Here is an 18,671-nt window from a genome sequence, read left to right as displayed (position 1 = left end):
ACAGGTTTAGTTGAATTGCGCGCCAAGCTCCCGTGAGCGTTCGGTTGCCCGGAGCACGGCGGAAACGACGGCTTCTTGGAACGAAAACGAATCCAGTACCTCGATGCCGGCTTGGGTTGTTCCGTTAGGACTGGTGATCTTTTTACGCAGCAGAGCAGGCTCTGCATTGGTGGTAAGAAGCATTTGGGCCGCACCGAGCACAGTTTCAACGGTCAGACGGCGGGCAATTTCCGGTTTCAGCCCGGCTTCTACGCCTGCCTTTTCCATTGCCTCGATCATGTAATAAATGTAGGCAGGGCCGCTGCCCGACAAGCCGGTGATGATGTCGAGCTCTTCCTCTGGCAGGGCATAAACGCTTCCGATCGCTTCGAACAGGTGCTTCGCTGTCGCGAGGTCCTCCTCATCCGCGAAACGGCCGCGGGACATACCCGTTGTCGAGAGCCCGATGGCGGAGGAGGTGTTTGGCATGGTGCGAATAATCGCGCACTCGACGCCGAGCCATTCGCGCAAAAAGTCGGTGGACACGCCGGCGATGACCGAGATGACCAATTGGTCTTTGCGCACCAAGCCGCGCAGGCTTTGGCACGCTTCAGCCACGTCTTTTGGCTTGATCGCCAAAACCAGGATGTCCGCTTTTTCGATCAGAGCTTTTTTGTCGCGTTCGATTTGAACGCCGAACGTATTCGAGAGTGTCTGGAGCCGTTCTTGATCGCTGCGATTGGTGATGTAGATTTGCGAGGCAGGGACGAGCTCGTTACGTAGTACGCCGCCGATGATTGCCTCTACGACCGAGCCTGCCCCGAGAAAGCTGATTGTTTTCGTATGGAACGCTTGCGCAAGCGAAAGCATTGTTTTTTTCGATTCCATAATAATCCCTCCTTTTGATGCGTATCGATCTTGGGTTAGCGGATTTGTCCGTTTCCGCGAATGACATATTTGGATGTGGTCAGCGCCGTCAGGCCCATCGGACCTCTTGCATGCAGCTTTTGCGTGCTGATGCCGATTTCGGCGCCAAATCCGAATTCTCCACCATCAGTAAAGCGGGTAGAAGCGTTATGGTAAACAGCCGCAGCATCGACTTCGCGGAGGAAGCGGGCTGCATTCGCTTGGTTTTCGGTCAGGATTGCCTCAGAGTGAGCGGTACCGTGCAGCGCGATATGTTCGATCGCTTCGCTGCAATCTTTGACAGTGCGGACCGCGATGATCAGATCGAGAAACTCTGCATCGAAATCGGCTTCATCTGCTGTTTTCAAAATGGAGGCCAGTTCCGGGTGCAGGCTGCGCGTCCGTTCACACGCGCGAAGCTCAACGCCAGCTTCATGAAACTCTTTGAGCAGCGACTGCTGGTGTGCATGCAGCCAGTTTTCATGGAGCAGCAGCGTCTCGGCGGAATTGCAGACTGCAGGGCGGCTCGTTTTTGCATTGATGGCGATCGCTTCCGCCATTGGATAGGCTGCGCTTTCGTCCACAAAAATATGGCAGTTGCCGACGCCCGTTTCCAATACCGCGACGGTGGAAGTCCGGATGACGCGCTTGATCAGCTCGGCACCCCCGCGCGGAATGATCACATCGATCAAGCCGTTCAACGTGCAGAGCGCATCTACCGATTCGTGGGCGGTGATCGCCAAATACTGGACGGCATCAGCAGGGAGATTCAGCGATTCGAGAGCCTGGCGGATGCTAGCGACAAGCGCCTGGTTGGAAGCGAGAGCGGTACGGCTACCTCGCAGCACGATGGCGTTGCCGGTTTTCAGTGCGATTGCTGCCGAGTCTACGGTAACGTTCGGGCGAGCTTCATACACCATGCCGATCACGCCGAGCGGTACGCGCACTTGCTCGATCTCGATGCCGTTTGGTCGCGTCCAGGCATCGATTGTCTCGCCGACCGGATCGGTCAATGCAACCATTTCCTCCAGGCTAGAGATCAGCCCATCAATCCGTTTATCATCGAGCCGCAGACGATCAAGGTAGCTGTCCGGCTGACCGGCAGCCCGCACTTGCTCCACGTCCTTCGCATTCGCTGCAAGAATCGTTTGGCGATCTTCATCAAGCTTGCGGGCGATCGCGAGCAGTGCAGCGTCCTTTTCCTCACGCGATAGCTGGGCGAGCCGTCGTGAAGCCTGTTTGGCCAAGCGTGCCTGTGCCTCTACCTGGTTTCGAATCTCACTCATTTCTCTCTTCTCCCTTCAATGCTCTTTTTTTGTCTAGTATGAAAAAACGGTCATGACCGCTTTGTTGCAGATATGGTATGGGCACAAGCCCATTGATCCCGATGGATGACGGTTCCGTTGCGACGCAATGTGCCCTCCGGCGAGAGCACCGAACGCAGCGCACTAGCGTCAAAGCGACTGATGCCGCGGCCGATGAGCGTTTCGTCCTCCGTAAAAACCTCTACGACATCCCCTTGCAAAAAGTCTCCGCCCACGTTTTTGATGCCGGCAATGAGCAAGCTGCGCTGGTTTTGCAAAATCGCATCTGCCGCTCCGGAATCGACGTAAATTTGGCCGCTGGTTGGGGAGTGAAGGGCGATCCATTGCTTGCGGGTTGGCAGAGCCGGCAATGACTCCATGTCCTCAAGATAGCCGATATACGTGCCGTTTCCTTCGCCAGCGACGATAGAGAGCAGATCGGTTTCATCCGTCATGCATCCGATAAAGCTCGGCAGGCCCAAGCTTTGCGCCGTCTTGGCAGCGATCAGTTTGGAGCGCATGCCACCGGTACCGAGGCTGCCAGCATCTCCGGCGAGTGCCTCAATGTCTGGCGTAATGCTATCGAGATACGGAATGCGGCTTGCATTCTCGTGCTTGCGCGGGTCTTTGTCGTACAATCCGTTCGTATCGGTCAGGATGATATACAAGTCTGCGTGGACCAAACCGGCGACTAATGCGCCCAGCATGTCATTATCGCCGAAGGTCAACTCTGCCACAGATACCGTATCGTTTTCGTTGATGATCGGGACGACTTTTTTGCTGAGCAAGAGCGAAAGCGTTTCGAATGCGTGCTGATACCGCTCGCGATCAGAAAAGTCGCCGCGCGTCAGCAAAATCTGCGCGATGGTGCAGTCGTGCTCTGCAAACAGGTCGGTGTATTTTTGCATCAGCATGCTTTGGCCGATTGCGGCTGCTGCCTGTTTGGCAACGAGAGTCCGCGGTCGCTGCTGATAGCCGAGCATCCGGTAGCCGCTCGCTACCGCGCCCGAGGAGACGAGGACGATCTCGTGTCCTTGCTTACGCAGTAGGGAAATGGCCGCTACAAGTCGGGACATTTTGACCGGATCGCAGCCACCTTGTGCTGCTGCCAATGAACTGCTGCCTACTTTAACGACGATACGCTGCTTTGCCTTCTTCATGACACATACCTCCATATTTCACCGCACAGATCAAATAAAAAAACCCTTCCGTCCTCATGTATAAGGACGAAAGGGTTTGACTTTCGCGGTACCACCTTACTTGACGGCATGCCAAATAAGCAGCCATCCAGCTTTTCGCTCCGTTGCAATCAAGAGCGCTTTCCTTGGTAACAGGGGAAAGAATCCTGTCTAGGTTATCCCTAGCCCTCAGGGATGGGTTCAAACCGGTTCGTGGGCGAAATCTCACAGCCGACGGATTTCACTTTCTGGACCAGAAGGACGGTTCTACTATTTCCCTTCAACGCGTTCAGTTATATTTAGTTAGTAATTATGCCGAAGGATGCATCTTTATGTCAAGGGATCATGAAACATTTATCATTCAAAAATTTCTTTTTTGTACACGCCCGACCGTTTGCTGATCTCGTATTTGTGCGTTTTTTTATCTTTTACGAGCCGGTACGTGACGGTCCGATCGCTTGCAAATTGCGGAAGTGTCGCATCGGTAACGACCGCGAGCACGTCCTTGCCTTCGTTTTTGATCGTCGTGTTTTTGCCGGAGATGACCATGGGGAAGTCAGGGTAGGGGATGGCGATGTAAACCTTGTCCTTCACCACGGTCGTGTGTAGATGATTGTATATTTTTTCGGCGAGCGGTTTGGACCAATAGCGGGAAATATGTTTGATGATAGCTTCCTTCGTTTCCAAATGCTTGGGCATCTGCCGATAGGTGACGCCATCCTCCTTGACCGTCTTGGCGTCAGGCAGGGAGGCGGCCGCGAAATGCAGGTCCTCCACAACCCGTTCCGCACGATTCAAAAACAACAGCATATCTTGCTTGTGATACGTCGGGTTATCAATGGCTGAAACCTTTTCCTTTTTCTTTTTCTCGTGCAGGTTTTTCGGATTCGTGATGCTTTTTATCTTGATTTCTCCGTGTTCACCCGTGCATCCCACGAGCAGAAGAAATGAGAGCAGCGCAATGACCCGTTTCATCAACAGACCTCCTCACACCGAATGGTAGTATTTCCTATGGTGTGAAAGAGTGGCGCAAACTAACCGAGTTAATCATTTCCTCTTATATAGACTTGTTTGTTGATAAAATGTCCTCTATCATGGAATAGGAAAGAATGAGAATCCTTAGTAGAGGTGGAAATCATGTTCGGATTGGGCAAAAAGGCCAAGAAATTGGATTCACACGACATGCTGATCATCAAGACGGAAGAAGGAAAGCGCCATTTCTACCAAGTGACGTTTCCTAGCGTGGTCGGCAACGATATCGTAAGCATGCTGGAAAAACTGCAAAAATCGAAGTACAACAAGCCGGAATTTCTTGGGGAAATCGGCGGATTCCATATCATTACCTATATTGAAGGCCTAATGTCCGTAGAGGTGAAGGACGAGAACGACCTTGAAGCGCACCCGCTGCAAATCCAAGACTTCGCGAACGTGCTCTTGCGTCGCCTGGAAGCGCTTGAGGAGAGCGGCAAGCTGGATGAATCCGATGACACGGCCTTTTTCATGGGCGAGCTGACGATGCTTCGCGACGGCAGCTTTGTGCCGCAGCAGTAGGGAAAAGACGATTGCAGCAGTATCTGTTTTGGTTTACAATATTTTTGTAAAGGTAAACTCAACGGGAAAAAAATCAAACATTCCACGAATTTCCGCAAAAGAATCTTTTTGAATGATCTCTTGGATAGTGAGTGGAATGTTTTTTTACCCAAAAATAATGAATGACTATTCATTCAGGATGCGAAAAGGGAGGGTATTACTCGATGGAACGCAAAATTCGCAAAGCTGCCGTAATCGGCTCCGGTGTGATGGGTGCAGGCATCGCCGCGCATCTGGCAAACGTGGGGATTCCAACGTATCTGCTGGACATCGTGCCGACAGAGCTGACTCCAGACGAAACCAAGATTGGCTTGACGCTGGCGAGTCCGGCCGTTCGCAACCGCATCGCCCAGACGGGTAAGGAGCGGTTGCTCAAGGAGAAGCCGGCCCCGCTTGCGGTTAAAGAAAACTTGCAGCTGATCACAGTGGGCAATCTGGAAGACCATCTATCATATTTGGGAGAAGCCGACTGGATCATTGAGGTTGTGGTTGAAAAGCTTGATGTGAAGAAGCATGTTTTTGCCTTGGTCGAGGCGCATCGCAAGCCAGGTTCCATCGTTTCCTCCAATACATCCGGGATATCCGTCAATGCGATGGTGGAGGGGCGTTCCGCGGAGTTCGCATCGCATTTTCTCGGGACGCACTTTTTTAATCCCCCTCGTTATCTGAAACTTCTGGAGATTATTCCAAGTGATGCGACATCGCCCGAGATTGTTTCCTTCATGATGCAATTCGGGGAAAACGTGCTGGGTAAAGGCACGGTGCTGTGTAAGGATACAGTCAACTTCATCGCCAACCGGATCGGTACATACGGCATGCAGGTCACGCTGCATGAAATGCTCCGGCTGGGGCTTACGGTGGATGAAGTAGATGCACTGACAGGCCCGGTGATCGGCCGCCCGAAAAGCGCGACGTTCCGTACGTTTGATGTGGTCGGCCTCGACACGTACGCACACGTGGCCACAAATGTCCGCCAAAACAGCAAGGAGCCCGAGGATCAGAAGATGTTCGAGCTGCCGGCGTTTCTGCAACAGCTGGTGGCAAACCGTTGGCTAGGACAAAAGACGGGACAAGGCTTTTACAAACAGGTGAAAACCGCGCAAGGCAAGGAAATCTTGACGCTTGATACAAATACACTAGAATATCGCCCACGCGAAAAGGCGTCGTTCCCGTCATTGGACGCTGCCAAAACCGCAAAAGGGCTTCCAGAAAAACTGAAAACGCTCGTGTACGGAAAAGACCGCGGCAGCGAGTTTTTGTGGAATTCGTTTAAAAAAGTGCTTCTCTACGCTGCGGCTCGTGTACCTGAAATCGCTGACGATATCGTCTCCGTCGACCGTGCGATCAAGTGGGGCTTTGGCTGGGAGCTTGGCCCGTTTGAAACATGGGATGCCATTGGGGTGGAGAAGTCGGTGGCCCGGATGCGCGAGGAAGGGGAAACCATTCCGCCGTTGGTGGAAAAGCTGCTTACAAGCGGCAAAACGTCGTTTTACGAAAAAGCGGCGGGAGATATCCACGCTTTCACTGTCGGCGGACGCTATGAAAAAGTGGAGGAATCAGACAAAAAGATCAATTTGGCAGCCCTGAAGGAACAGGGGAAGCTGATCAAAAAAAATGCGGGTGCCGCGCTGATCGATCTCGGCGATGGGGTCGCCTGCCTGGAATTCACCTCTCCCAATAACGCGCTCGGCATGGATATTTTGCAGCTGGCCAATTACGCGGCAGATGAAGTGGAGCGCAATTTTACCGGGCTTGTCATCGGTAATCAGGGCAAAAACTTTTGTGTCGGGATGAATTTGGCGATGGCGCTGCTTGAAGTGCAGGATGACAATCTCCTTGAGCTTGATCTGCTTGTTCGAAATTTTCATAAGCTTCAGGCCCGATATCGTTCGATGCATCGGCCAGTTGTCGCAGCGCCGTTCGGCATGACATTGGGTGGCGGAGTTGAGGTTTGCTATCTGGCGGATCGCATCCAGGCATCGCCAGAGACGTACATGGGCTTGGTCGAGGTCGGCGTCGGGCTGCTTCCGGCCGGCGGCGGTACGAAGGAGCTGTTGTTCCGCGCGATGGAGCATGTACCGGAGGGCGGAACGGTCCCGGTTGATCCATTCCCATTCGTCGCGCGCGCCTTTGAAAATATCGCGATGGCAAAAGTGTCGACAAGCGGCGAGGAGGCAAAACAGCTGGGTTACATGCGTGCAAACGACCAAGTCAGCGTCAACCCGGATCATCTGCTCTACGATGCGAAACAGCTGGTGCTGGCGATGGATCAGGAAGGCTACAAGCCTCAAGCCTCACGCAAAATCCGCGTGATCGGCGAGTCGGGTTATGCCAACCTGCGGGCCAGCATTCGCGGGATGAAGCTTTCCGGTTATATCAGCGATCATGACGAGCTGGTCGCGTCGAAAGTGGCGTACGTCATGTCAGGTGGCAGCGTACCGGCGGGCACTGAGGTGACGGAGAGCTACATTCTCGAGTTGGAGCGGAAAGCGTTCTTGGAGCTGCTGCAGCAGCCCAAATCACAGCAACGGATGCAGCACATGCTGGCAAAAGGCAAGCCATTGCGCAACTAAAGGAGGAGAGAGGATATGAGAGAGGCAGTCATTGTAGCCGGCGCGCGCACCGCTGTCGGCAAAGCGAAGCGGGGGAGCTTGAAAGATTCGCATCCGGTCGATTACGGGGCAGCTGTCATTCAGGAATTGCTCCGTCGCACTCCACAGCTGGACCCTTCACAGGTGGAAGATGTGATCATCGGCAACGCGGTGCCGGAAGCGGAGCAAGGGATGAATTTTGCCAGGCTGATTGCGATGCGCTCCGGGCTGCCGACTAGCGTGGCAGGCATTACGATCAATCGTTTCTGCTCGTCTGGCCTGCAGTCGATCGCGTACGCGGCGCATCAGATTTTGGCCGGCTCCTCCGACGTGGTCATCGCCGGCGGCGTGGAAAGCATGAGCTTGCTGCCGATGGCAGGACATAAGCTCGCATTTAATCCGACGCTAATGGAGACGATGCCGGATTTGTACAATAGCATGGGCCATACGGCGGAAGCGGTGGCGAATCGTTACGGGGTAACTCGGGAGGACCAGGACGCTTTTGCGGTCGAAAGCCATCGTAAGGCGGCGGCAGCGATTGCATCAGGTAAATTTAAAGACGAAATCGTGCCGTTTCCGGTCAAAAACGTGCAGGTGGATGAACAAGGAAATGTGCAGGTGAAGGAATACCTGTTTGATACAGATGAGGGTGTGCGGCCCGATACATCGATGGAAGGACTCGCCAAGCTGAAGCCGGCTTTCCATGTGAAAGGCTCGGTGACCGCAGGCAACTCCTCGCAAACGAGCGATGGCGGGGCTGGGGTGATCGTGATGGAGGCCAGCAGGGCGGCGGAGCTCGGAATCAAGCCGATTGCCAAATTCCGCTCCTTTGCAACAGGCGGCGTCGACCCCGATGTGATGGGGATCGGCCCTGTGGTGGCAATTCCGAAAGCGCTCAAGATCGCCGGTCTGACGCAGGATGATATCGATTTGATTGAGCTGAACGAAGCGTTCGCTTCCCAGGCCGTCGCTGTCATCCGCGAGCTGGGGCTCAATCAGGACATCGTCAACGTCAACGGCGGCGCGATCGCGCTTGGTCATCCGCTCGGCTGCTCGGGTGCCAAATTGACCGTGACGATGCTAGGCGAGCTGAAACGACGCGGCGGCAAATACGGTCTGGTGACGATGTGCGTTGGCGGCGGCATGGGAGCGGCAGGCGTTTTTGAAATGATCGATTAAGCTAGAAAGGGAGAGAAGAACGATGGCAGAGACAACCAAAAACGTAATTCGCGGCGGTAGCTTTTTGCTTGATTCCGGCACGTATGACGATGTATTTACCCCTGAGGAGTTTACGGAAGAGCACAGAATGTTTGCCAAGACGACGGAAGATTTCATCGTGAATGAAGTGGTGCCCCATTTGGAACAGATCGAACACCATCAGTTTGACATCACGGTTCGTCTCCTGAAAGAAGCGGGGGAGCTCGGCCTACTGGGCGTCGATGTTCCGGAAAAATACGATGGGCTGAACCTCGACAAGCTCAGCTCGGCATTGATTACGGAAAAATTCGCGCGCGGCCGTGGCTTTGCGATCAGCTTTGGCGCTCACGTGGGGATCGGGTCTCTGCCGATCGTTTATTTCGGCAATGAGGACCAGCGAAGCCGCTATCTGCCCGATCTGGCGACAGGACGCCGTCTGGCAGCTTATTGCTTGACGGAACCAGGCTCCGGCTCGGACGCATTGGGCGCAAAAACAACGGCAAAGCTGTCCGCTGACGGCAGGCACTACGTGCTGAACGGCGAGAAGCAATGGATCACCAATGCCGGATTTGCGGATGTGTTCGTGGTGTACGCCAAAATCGACGGGGAGCACTTCACCGCTTTCATCGTGGAGCGCGACTTCCCAGGCGTTTCCTTCGGTGCAGAAGAGAAAAAGATGGGGATCAAAGGATCGTCTACGCGCACGGTGATTTTGCAGGACGTACCGGTTCCGGTGGAGAACTTGCTGGGTGAACCGGGCAAGGGTCATCATATCGCGTTCAACATTTTAAATATCGGCCGTTACAAGCTGGCGGTGGGCGCGGTCGGTTCCGCCAAACGCGCGCTTGAGCTGGCGACCACCTATGCAAAGGGGCGCAAGCAGTTCAAAACGCCGATCTCCAACTTCTCGTTGATTCAAAACAAGCTGGCGAATATGGCGATCAAGGTTTATGCAGCGGAAAGCTCGGTTTACCGGACCGTGGGCATGTTCGAGACGGCGCTTTCGGCCTTGGGGGAAAAAGTGGAGGACGGGAAAGAGACGCTGAAAGCGATCGCGGATTATGCGATCGAATGCTCGATTAACAAAGTATTTTGCTCTGAAGTGCTTGATTATTGCGTCGACGAAGGTGTGCAAATTCACGGCGGCTACGGCTTCATGTCCGAGTACGAAATCGAGGGGCTGTACCGCGATTCGCGGATCAATCGAATTTTTGAGGGAACCAATGAGATCAACCGCTTGCTGATCCCCGACATGCTGGTGAAAAAGGCGATGAAGGGCGAATTACCATTGATGAAGGCCGCGATGGGGCTGCAGGAGGAGCTGATGAGCTACTATCCGTCCGAAATCGAAGATGCGCCATTGGCTTTGGAAAAGCATCTGATCGACATGACCAAAAAAATCATCCTGATGGTCGCGGGCTCTGCCATGATGAAATATCAGCAGGCGCTTTCCAATGAACAGGAGCTTTTAGCGTTGTCTGCCGACATGCTGTCAGAGCTGTACGCGATGGACAGCGTCGTGAAGCGGACAGAAAAGGCAATTGCCCAAAATGGTGTGACGGCTGCACAGGCGAAGCTGGATTTGACCGTCGCGTTTGTCAGCGATTCGTTCGATAAGGTCGAAGCGATGGCGAAGGAGGCGTTGGCTGCAATGGAAGAGGGCGACAACCTGCGCATGCGCCTCGGTATTTTGAAGAAGCTGACAAGGAGAAATCCCGTCAATACCATTCAGCTGAAACGCCAAATCGCTGCTCGCGTGATCGAAGCGGATGGGTATGTGCTGTAAAGGAGCGGAAGTTGTGGTATTGGTCACGACGTTCTGAAGGTAAAAAGAGACGTCCGTCGATAGCGGAACGTCTCTTTTTTGCTCATGCGTAATAGGCGCACGTAGCCAGCTTTCTGCCCATGGCTCAGTAATAGGGGGATGAATAATAGGGGCTTTCGTAATAATCCGGGTAGTCGTACGGATAGTATGGATAGAAGCCGCCAAAGAAAAAGGGGCTGTGGCGCTCAAAGAACGGTGATTCCCGGAATCCTCGGCGGAATCCGTCTCGAAACCCATCGCGAAAGCCCCGTCCGCTTTCGAATCCTCCATGAGAACCGCCGTGGAAATCACCGTGTCCGCCATGCCCGCCATGACGTACCTGCTGGATTTTTTTCGATGATGCATGTATGTTCGATTCGCGATGTGGCCTGCAATATGAGGAGCATTGATCATAGCATTTTCTCCGCTTTCTGGACAAATCGAATCCCTCCTTGCTACGTATACTGTAAGGATATGAGCGGAGGGGCATTTGTGACTGGACGAATTGCCTGGGTAAAAAGCGGAGTAACGTGCACATAACAAAAAGGCTGTCAACCTTTGCAGGTCACAGCCTTTTTATTGTTGGGGAAAAGGGATTAGTAGATAGCTTCCCAGCCTGCAGGAGTCACGAACAGGCGGATCGCTTTGATTTTGCGGTCATCCATCAATTTGAAGTAGTGACGATAGTAGGACGGTACGGAGATCAGGTCGCCCGGTTCCATTTCAACATCGAAATAACGATCGTCCTTGCCTTTGATGGCAAAAATACCGTGCCCGTCTACGCAGAAGCGGCACTCATCGTCCGTATGGTGATGTTCGCCTTTGAATTTTTCCAACAACGCGTCCAGGTTCGGGGTTTTGTCGGAAAGCACGATGATGTCAGCTGTTTTGTAATCGCGGCGTGCGCTGATGTCGGCGATCTCAGCTTTGAAGGCGTCGAGGATTTGTTGTTTTTCTACCTCAGTTGGGCTGTAGTTGTCGCGCAGGTTGTTGTCCAAACGGTCAACGCCCCAGTGTTCATAAATGACTTCCTGTGTCGCGAGGAAATCGACGACTGCTTGACCTGTCAAATACTCGTTGTTGTCATGAAAACGTACTTTTGCCATGGTTGAAGACCTCCTTTTATTTTACAGATAAGAATGTTTGAAAAATTCTTATCCGGGTTAAGCGTGACTGTGGCTGTGGCTCCGCCTTGGTGTGGCGGAACCAAGTCTTACTAAAATGTAGCCGGGACCGTCTGCTTTTGTACGGCCTGGCTGAGCTGCAGCCAGCGCAGGTGGTACTCAAACAGGAATTCAAAGGCTTCCAGATGGCGTTTCGCCTCGAAATCGTTGCCGCCCCACGTGTAAATCCCGTGATTGCGGATCAGAACACCAGGGATTTCAGGTGTAATCACTTTTTCAATTGCTTGGGCAAGCTTTGGAATGTCAGCGAAGTTTTCTACGATCGGAACCGTGATTTGCGCGTTTTCTTCCCAGATGCCGAGTCCTTTGATCAACTCTTGGCCTTGGATGCTGAAGGCGCGTTGACCAAAATACAGCTCGGAGACAAGGTTGTTACCCAAGGTATGAACGTGGAAGCAAGCTCCAGCATTGGGGATGTTTTTGTAGACGACCGCATGGATCAGTGTCTCGGCGGACGGCTTGAGCGTAGTTGCTTCAACCGGCTTGGCATCGCCGTCGACCAGAAGGTAGTCTTCAGGAGAAAGCTTGGTTTTGTCTTTGCCGCTGGCGGTAACCGCGAAGGTCAGGGGCGAATCGGACAGCTTGATGGACAAGTTGCCGCTCGTTCCAGGGAACCAGTCGCGCTTGGCGAAAGTCAGCTTGGCTTCATCAAGGCGTCTGAATGCATCGATTTTGCTTTCCAAAGTGATGGACATGTGTTCACACCTCTATTTCTTTAATTGAGTGATGTCTTGTAGTATTTGAATCACGTCGTGGAACGTGGTGAATGGACGGTAAGGCAGTCCCAGCTCTTCGCATTTTTTCTCCAGGAACGAGCGGGCAATGACGAAATCAGCGATTTTAGCTCCAGCCAAATCGGTGATGGAGTCGCCAATCACGACGCGGTAATAGTCATCGGCCGAATAGCGGCGGATGATCGTCGTTTTGCACATGCCGCATTCATTCGAGCAGTGTTCGTCGCAAGCGTGCGGCCACGTGATCGTGATGGTTTCACCGGAAAAATCGCTGCCATTGCAGTAGATCGGGTTTTTCAGCTGGAAAGGCGCCAAGATCGGATGAACGAAAAAGTCGATGCCGCCGCTGGTGATTAATAGCTCGATGCCAGCGTCCTCGCAAAAACGGACGAACTCGGCAAAGCCGGGGCGGATCTTGGCTTCCGCTACGATATAGTCGACGATTTCCTGGCGGAGCGAGGAAGGAAGCAGCGTAAATAGTTTGCCTACCCCCGCGCGAACGCTGATCTCCTGACCCAGGATGCGCTGTGTCAGCTCCTCCCATTCCGGCGGAGCAAAGCGGCGCATGATCGCCACGATATTATCTTTTTCGGTGATGGTGCCGTCAAAGTCACAAAACAGAACGAGTTTTTTGCTCATGGATTATTTCCCTCCCCATTTGGCCAATGCGAGGGAAAGCTCCTCGGAATCTTGTGCGGCTTCCGCCAGCGTGCGGCCTTGGACCGACGCGGCGATCGCGTCGACAAATGCTTTCGCGCCTGCTGTCGCACCGCCCGGGTGACCGTGGATTCCGCCCCCGGCATTCACCACCTGATCGACGCCGAAATCTGCAAAAAGCTGCGGTACCAGTCCCGGATGAATGCCTGCGGAAGGCACGGGGAACGGCCGCTTTAGCGTTACTGATGGATCGAGCAGATTTTGCGAGAGCTGCAGCGCTTCTGTTTTGTCTAACGCGACATTGCCATATGGCGACGGGAACAAGACGAGGTCAGCGCCAGCCAATCGCATCAGTTTACCCAAAAGCAACGGCGTCGCGATGCCGTAGTCGGGAGACGGGTAAAAAGCGCCAGCAAGCGCGGGATGCGCCATAATCGGCACGGTCACATCAGGATCGGCTGCCAAACGGTGCAGGACATCGAAGCCAAACGCCAGAACATTGAACAGCAGGCAATCGGCGCCTGCTTCAACGGCTTGCTTGGCGCGGTCGATCAGCTGGTGAACAGGGCCGGTCAAGTTCGCCGCATACAGCACTCTTTTGCCGGTGGACTGCTCCACGTCACGGGCGATCTCGCCAAAAGCCTGAATGCGCGTCAGGAAAGGCGCTTTATCATCGGCGAAAAAGATTTCGTCATCCTTCACCAGATCGAGTCCACCCAGCGCTTGAGCGCGGAATTGTGTTTTCAAGTCATCAAATGGCATGCCGAGGCACGATTTGAAAATGCTCATCAAGAGCGGTCGGTCATAGCCGCGCGTCGCTTCACGGATACCTTCAATCCCGTATTTCGGACCCGGAAAGAGAGAAGAGAAGCTGTCGGGGAACTGAATATCGACCAGTTTGATTTTGCCATCCATCGACAATTTCCCAAATATTCCGGTCAGTAAAGACGGAATATCGGGCGTAAAATTGCGCGTCGGATAGCTGATGGTCACGAAACCGCGAGTTTCGCCCGACTCCAGCATGGAAAGTGGAGTCACATCGACCGCCTCGCCCAAATACGGGCGAAGCTCCTCTTGCTTGGCAGCCGGAACATCTGTCCAGGAACCGACCGTCATTCCTACGGCGATCCCTTCAGCTTTTTTGCGCAGGTCTTTCGCTTGGGTCAAATATGTGACAAGGATGCGATCTTGATTCATCCAGGCAATCCTCCTTCAAAACGGAAAGTCAACTCGAGTATCATTTGCTTGGGTGAGCGGGAATAAGCGTTTTTGGCAGAAAAAAAACCTCCCGATGACAGAGGGGAGGCGACTTTTGTTCCGTCTACTCCTCTCATCACTCAGGGACGAAATACACATGTCTCTGCAGGAATTAGCACCGTTGCGCAGCCTGTTTGAAAAGGCATGCACATGGTTGCCGGGCGTCAAAGGGCCAGTCCCTCAGCCAGCTCACGATAAGAGTGTACAATATATCGCATAAAACAACCACTTTCAAACGTGTTTTATGCCAACCGAAAGCGGTCGAATTAGTGTCCAGAAAAAACGCTTTTTCGAAAAAAAGCATACTGATTCTCACATCATATGATGTGTAAGCGAGGGAGTCAATATACAATTTAGGGATTGACACCAATTTATGCACAGAGTATGATTCGACGTATATGCAAGCGTACAACCCAACTGAATAACAATGGATACCTTATCCAGAGGTGGTGGAGGGACTGGCCCGATGAAACCCAGCAACCGACATGACGGAGCGATCCGCATGCACGGTGCTAATTCCTGCAGAAATACGTTCATTCTGGAAGATAAGGGGGAGCATAATCATGGTTACCACTTCGACAAGCGACCTCTTTTCCTCGGAAAAGAGGTCTTTTTTGCAATCTTTATCCCGCGCATGGTGTGAGCAAGTATGGGCGGAGCATAAGTATTTGGTGATGGCGAAATCGTACCGCTGTTACCAGGACATTTCGAATGCGTTCAAAGCGCAGACCGAGCGTGAGAAAACATCAGGGAATCGATGTTGGTCGGTTTTTACGGAGGAGCTATCGGCGTTTTTGACGCAGGTACGCGCATTACCTGAAGACGAGGGCAATACCCGCAATGCGCTGTTGCATGCCTTTGGCCATCTGAGCAGCAAGCTGACCGATGAAGAGCGAGAAGAATGGCTCCGATTGGTGGAGACGGATTTGAAGCTGGCCAATGAGCGATTGTTCTTGTTCGCGATGGAGCATGGGGATGAATATTTACAGCAATCGCGGCTGTTTGCACCGGATGTTCCTTTGGCGAATGTGTGGGTGCGATGTAAAGGCGAAAGCTGGTTCATTCACCAAAAGGAATCCGGTTGGGAAGTCCTTTCACCGCAGGAGGTGGGGGCCGAGCTGGGCAGCCATCGCGTCGATCGTCTGGCGCACTTCCGCCTTGCCGCGCAACTGGGCAATCTGGTCCAGGTGCTGACGTTATATCAAGAAGTTGTAAATGAAACCGAGCCGTTGGTGACGGTCGATCAAGATAAACGATAATTTCAAGTGACTGCGAGGAGGACATTACAAATGGCATACCGTGCATTAACCGAACAAGAGGCAGTTGAATATGTTCGCAATCTCCCGAATCTTTTTGCTACTGGCGCAACGCTCGCCAGCCATGAAATCGGGGACGGCAATTTGAATCTGGTTTTTCACATTCGTGATGAGGAAGGCGGCAAAAGCGTAATCGTCAAACAGGCCTTGCCGTACGCCCGCGTCGTCGGGGAATCGTGGCCGCTTACACTGGATCGGGCCCGTATCGAGGCGGAAGCCCTGCAAATTCAGTATAAACTTGTACCGGAACTTGTCCCGCACGTGTATCATTATGATGCGGAGCTTGCGCTGACTGTTATGGAAGATTTGAGCGACCATATCATCATGCGCAAAGGCTTGATCGCCAAAAATCGCTATCCGCTCTTTGCTAAGCACATCGGCCGATTCCTGGCCCACACGCTCTTTTACACATCCGATATCGGTGCACATCCGTATGAGAAGAAAGCGCTCGTCGGTTCGTTCATCAATCCGGAGCTGTGCAAAATTACAGAGGATTTGGTATTCACCGATCCATACGAGGATGCGTCGACAAACAACTTCAATCCGCTGATCCGTCCAGAGGTCGAAGACATTTGGCACAATGCGCCGCTGAAGCGCGAAATCGCTAAATTGAAATACGGTTTCCTCACACGCGCAGAAGCGCTGTTGCATGGCGACCTGCATACAGGTAGTATTTTTGTAACGGAAACTAGCACAAAGGTCATCGATCCGGAGTTTGCTTACTACGGTCCGCTCGGCTTTGACATCGGTGCCGTGTTTGCCAACTTGCTACTCAATTACGCAGCGCAGCACGGTTTGGCCAAGAATGATGAGGAACGCGAAAGCTATCGTGCTTATTTGCTCGAAACCGTTGAGGACGTTTGGAGCGAATTCGTTTCGCAATTCGTTCAATTGTGGCACAAGCAGGCGAAGGAACGAAGCGCGCACGTGGAAGGCTTTTGGCAAGACTATGTCAAAAATGTACTGCAGGATGCAGTCGGCTATGCGGGCTGCAAAATGCTCCGCCGCGTGATCGGGCTGGCTGGCGTCGCCGATCTGAACACAATCGAATCGGATGAGGTGCGTGCGGAAGCAGAACGACTGGCGTTGGCGATTGGGCAAGCGCTGATTTTGGAGCGCACCCAAGTGGCAGAAGCGACAGACATCACGGCGATCGTAAACAAGACGGTGGGCTTGGTGCATAGCTAACCGACAACAAGAATCAATCAGGAGGCTGTAAACATGACGTTATCGGAACAGTTGGTCCCGCTGAAGTGGGCTGACGATCGTTTATATCTGCTCGACCAGACACGGTTGCCAGTGGAGACGATCTATCTGGAACTGACCAAAATCAAGGAAGTATGGGATGCAATTCGCCATCTGCAAGTTCGCGGCGCGCCTGCAATCGGCATGGCAGCGGCATACGGCGTGTACCTGGGCATTCGCGGCAGCGAAGCGGCAAGCTATGAAGCAATCCAGGCGGAAGCGACCGAGCATGCCGATTATTTGGCGACGTCCCGTCCGACAGCGGTCAATCTTTTCTGGGCGCTCGATCGGATCAAAGAACGTGTAGCGCGCGAAGCGGGAAAAGCGCCGGAGGAAGTAAAAGCGGCAGTTCTGGAAGAAGCGTTGGAAATCCAGCGTGAAGACGAAGCGGTGTGCAAGCAGATCGGGGAAAACCTGTTGACGCTACTCGAGGACGGCATCGGCGTTTTGACCCACTGCAATCCGGGCGCATTGGCTACGGCAGCGTACGGAACCGCAACGGCACCGTTTTACTTGGCAAAGCAGCGCGGCTGGAATTTGAAAGTGTATGCGGATGAAACCCGTCCGGTGTTGCAAGGGGCGCGCCTGACCGCGCTTGAGCTGCAAAAGGCTGGCGTGGATGTAACGCTGATCTGCGACAACATGGCTGGCATGGTCATGTCGCAAGGGAAAGTGCAGGCCGTGATCGTGGGAACAGACCGCGTGGCTGCCAACGGCGATGTCGCGAACAAAATCGGTACCTATAGCGTAGCGGTTTTGGCAAAAGCACATAACATCCCGTTTTATGTCGCGGCGCCGCTGTCTTCGATCGACTTGAATACGCCGACTGGCGCAGAGATTCCGATCGAGGAGCGTCCGGCTGAAGAGATCACCCACGGCTTGGGCAAACAAGTTGCACCAACCGGGATCAAGGTTTACAACCCTGCATTCGATATCACTCCTGCAAGCTATATCACGGCGATTGTAACGGAGAATGGTATTTACAAGCCGGAAGAGATCGGCAACAGCAAAAAATAAGAGTAGCAAGTCAAACACGAACCGCCTTCATCCATAACGGAAAAAGGCGGTTTTTTCCATCCGAAATAAAGAGGGTGTGCACACAGTGAGAGAAATACCTTTGTTTGAGCATGCTTGTCTCAAGCCATTGTTGGTGGAGGATGCGGTCGAGATGTTTACGGCGATCGACAGCAATCGCATACACCTGCGCGAGTGGTTGCCATGGGTGAATGACACCAAAGCTGTCGAGGACACGGTCGAGTTCATCACGCTTATGTTGGAACAAAAAGCGCGGAATCAAGGGATTCATTTTGGTATATGGTATAAAGGAAGGCTGGCTGGCACGTTGGGCGTCCATCGCATCGATTGGCATAATGGCAAGACGACGATGGGCTATTGGCTTGCCGAATCTTTTCAAGGCAAAGGATTGATGACGTCCGCCGTCATTGCTTATATGAGAGAATACATTTTCGGTGTCTGGCAGCTCAACAAGCTGGAGATTCATGCGGCAACGGAAAATACGAGGAGCAGGGCGATTCCTGAGCGGCTGGGCTTCCATCAGGATGGTATCTTGCGTCAAAACGAATACTTGAACGGACGTTACGTCGACCATGTCGTATATAGCTTGGTGGCGGAGGAATGGCAGCAAAATTATGCGAAAAATTTGGATTGACAGGAAAATTTCGTTAACTTACGATAGAAAAGTCAGCGAACCGAACGTACGTACTCAAAA

General features: G+C 53.0%; 16 protein-coding genes and 2 riboswitches. Of the genes, 8 read left to right on the top strand and 8 right to left on the bottom strand.

Annotated elements, in window-relative coordinates; translation table 11 throughout:
* Nucleotides 1–6: 6 nt before the first annotated feature.
* The 4 genes from proC to EDM56_RS18045 form a co-directional block, all read right to left on the bottom strand.
* Entirely contained in the window at nucleotides 7–867 is an 861-nt protein-coding gene (gene proC / locus EDM56_RS18060) for a pyrroline-5-carboxylate reductase (RefSeq protein ID WP_122919319.1), read from the bottom strand.
* 35 nt (nucleotides 868–902) lie between these two features.
* On the bottom strand, nucleotides 903–2,171 hold the full coding sequence (locus EDM56_RS18055; protein ID WP_122919318.1) for a glutamate-5-semialdehyde dehydrogenase: 1,269 nt from the start codon (nucleotides 2,169–2,171) through the stop codon (nucleotides 903–905).
* Nucleotides 2,172–2,221: 50 nt separating this feature from the next.
* Nucleotides 2,222–3,349: a glutamate 5-kinase gene (gene proB, locus EDM56_RS18050; protein ID WP_122919317.1), complete on the bottom strand. Its 1,128-nt coding sequence runs from the start codon at nucleotides 3,347–3,349 to the stop codon at nucleotides 2,222–2,224.
* A gap of 375 nt (nucleotides 3,350–3,724) precedes the next feature.
* Nucleotides 3,725–4,342 (bottom strand): DL-endopeptidase inhibitor IseA family protein, encoded by a 618-nt coding sequence (locus tag EDM56_RS18045; protein ID WP_122919316.1) that lies wholly within the window; start codon nucleotides 4,340–4,342, stop codon nucleotides 3,725–3,727.
* Nucleotides 4,343–4,504: 162 nt separating this feature from the next.
* Between EDM56_RS18045 and EDM56_RS18040 the strand changes: the two genes are divergently transcribed.
* The 4 genes from EDM56_RS18040 to EDM56_RS18025 all read left to right on the top strand — a co-directional run bounded on the left by EDM56_RS18040 (nucleotide 4,505) and on the right by EDM56_RS18025 (nucleotide 10,531).
* The gene (locus EDM56_RS18040) at nucleotides 4,505–4,918 is read left to right on the top strand and encodes a hypothetical protein (RefSeq protein WP_122919315.1); all 414 of its coding nucleotides are present in this window, start codon (nucleotides 4,505–4,507) and stop codon (nucleotides 4,916–4,918) included.
* A gap of 203 nt (nucleotides 4,919–5,121) precedes the next feature.
* Nucleotides 5,122–7,530, top strand: coding sequence for a 3-hydroxyacyl-CoA dehydrogenase/enoyl-CoA hydratase family protein (locus tag EDM56_RS18035; RefSeq protein ID WP_122919314.1), 2,409 nt, complete (start codon nucleotides 5,122–5,124; stop codon nucleotides 7,528–7,530).
* Between the two features lie 15 nt (nucleotides 7,531–7,545).
* Nucleotides 7,546–8,727 carry an acetyl-CoA C-acyltransferase gene (locus EDM56_RS18030; RefSeq protein ID WP_122919313.1) on the top strand — a complete coding sequence of 394 codons (1,182 nt, stop codon included), beginning with the start codon at nucleotides 7,546–7,548 and terminating at the stop codon, nucleotides 8,725–8,727.
* A 22-nt stretch (nucleotides 8,728–8,749) separates the two neighbouring features.
* On the top strand, nucleotides 8,750–10,531 hold the full coding sequence (locus EDM56_RS18025) for an acyl-CoA dehydrogenase family protein (protein ID WP_122919312.1): 1,782 nt from the start codon (nucleotides 8,750–8,752) through the stop codon (nucleotides 10,529–10,531).
* Between the two features lie 614 nt (nucleotides 10,532–11,145).
* Here EDM56_RS18025 and EDM56_RS18020 read toward each other — a convergent pair.
* The 4 genes from EDM56_RS18020 to EDM56_RS18005 all read right to left on the bottom strand — a co-directional run bounded on the left by EDM56_RS18020 (nucleotide 11,146) and on the right by EDM56_RS18005 (nucleotide 14,321).
* Nucleotides 11,146–11,655, bottom strand: coding sequence for a cupin domain-containing protein (locus EDM56_RS18020; protein WP_122919311.1), 510 nt, complete (start codon nucleotides 11,653–11,655; stop codon nucleotides 11,146–11,148).
* 110 nt (nucleotides 11,656–11,765) lie between these two features.
* Nucleotides 11,766–12,428 (bottom strand): methylthioribulose 1-phosphate dehydratase, encoded by a 663-nt coding sequence (locus EDM56_RS18015; protein ID WP_122919310.1) that lies wholly within the window; start codon nucleotides 12,426–12,428, stop codon nucleotides 11,766–11,768.
* A 12-nt stretch (nucleotides 12,429–12,440) separates the two neighbouring features.
* The gene (locus EDM56_RS18010) at nucleotides 12,441–13,106 is read right to left on the bottom strand and encodes a 2-hydroxy-3-keto-5-methylthiopentenyl-1-phosphate phosphatase (RefSeq protein WP_122919309.1); all 666 of its coding nucleotides are present in this window, start codon (nucleotides 13,104–13,106) and stop codon (nucleotides 12,441–12,443) included.
* A 3-nt stretch (nucleotides 13,107–13,109) separates the two neighbouring features.
* A complete protein-coding gene (locus tag EDM56_RS18005) occupies nucleotides 13,110–14,321 on the bottom strand; it encodes a 2,3-diketo-5-methylthiopentyl-1-phosphate enolase (protein ID WP_122919308.1) in 1,212 nt (403 codons plus the stop codon).
* 130 nt (nucleotides 14,322–14,451) lie between these two features.
* Nucleotides 14,452–14,582: riboswitch (SAM riboswitch) on the bottom strand.
* A 232-nt stretch (nucleotides 14,583–14,814) separates the two neighbouring features.
* A riboswitch (SAM riboswitch) is annotated at nucleotides 14,815–14,933 on the top strand.
* A gap of 11 nt (nucleotides 14,934–14,944) precedes the next feature.
* Between EDM56_RS18005 and EDM56_RS18000 the strand changes: the two genes are divergently transcribed.
* From EDM56_RS18000 to EDM56_RS17985, 4 genes are all read left to right on the top strand, one after another.
* Nucleotides 14,945–15,640, top strand: a complete 696-nt coding sequence (locus tag EDM56_RS18000) for a DUF1722 domain-containing protein (protein WP_122919307.1) — start codon at nucleotides 14,945–14,947, stop codon at nucleotides 15,638–15,640.
* A gap of 30 nt (nucleotides 15,641–15,670) precedes the next feature.
* Nucleotides 15,671–16,885 carry an S-methyl-5-thioribose kinase gene (gene mtnK, locus EDM56_RS17995; protein ID WP_122919306.1) on the top strand — a complete coding sequence of 405 codons (1,215 nt, stop codon included), beginning with the start codon at nucleotides 15,671–15,673 and terminating at the stop codon, nucleotides 16,883–16,885.
* A 33-nt stretch (nucleotides 16,886–16,918) separates the two neighbouring features.
* Nucleotides 16,919–17,959 carry an S-methyl-5-thioribose-1-phosphate isomerase gene (gene mtnA / locus EDM56_RS17990; RefSeq protein WP_122919305.1) on the top strand — a complete coding sequence of 347 codons (1,041 nt, stop codon included), beginning with the start codon at nucleotides 16,919–16,921 and terminating at the stop codon, nucleotides 17,957–17,959.
* Nucleotides 17,960–18,044: 85 nt separating this feature from the next.
* The gene (locus EDM56_RS17985) at nucleotides 18,045–18,611 is read left to right on the top strand and encodes a GNAT family N-acetyltransferase (RefSeq protein ID WP_122919304.1); all 567 of its coding nucleotides are present in this window, start codon (nucleotides 18,045–18,047) and stop codon (nucleotides 18,609–18,611) included.
* The last annotated feature ends 60 nt before the right edge of the window (nucleotides 18,612–18,671 follow it).

Origin of the sequence: Brevibacillus fluminis, from assembly GCF_003710825.1 — a bacterium.
Lineage (GTDB): Bacteria > Bacillota > Bacilli > Brevibacillales > Brevibacillaceae > Brevibacillus_D > Brevibacillus_D fluminis.
This window is presented reverse-complemented; position numbering and strand designations above follow the sequence as displayed.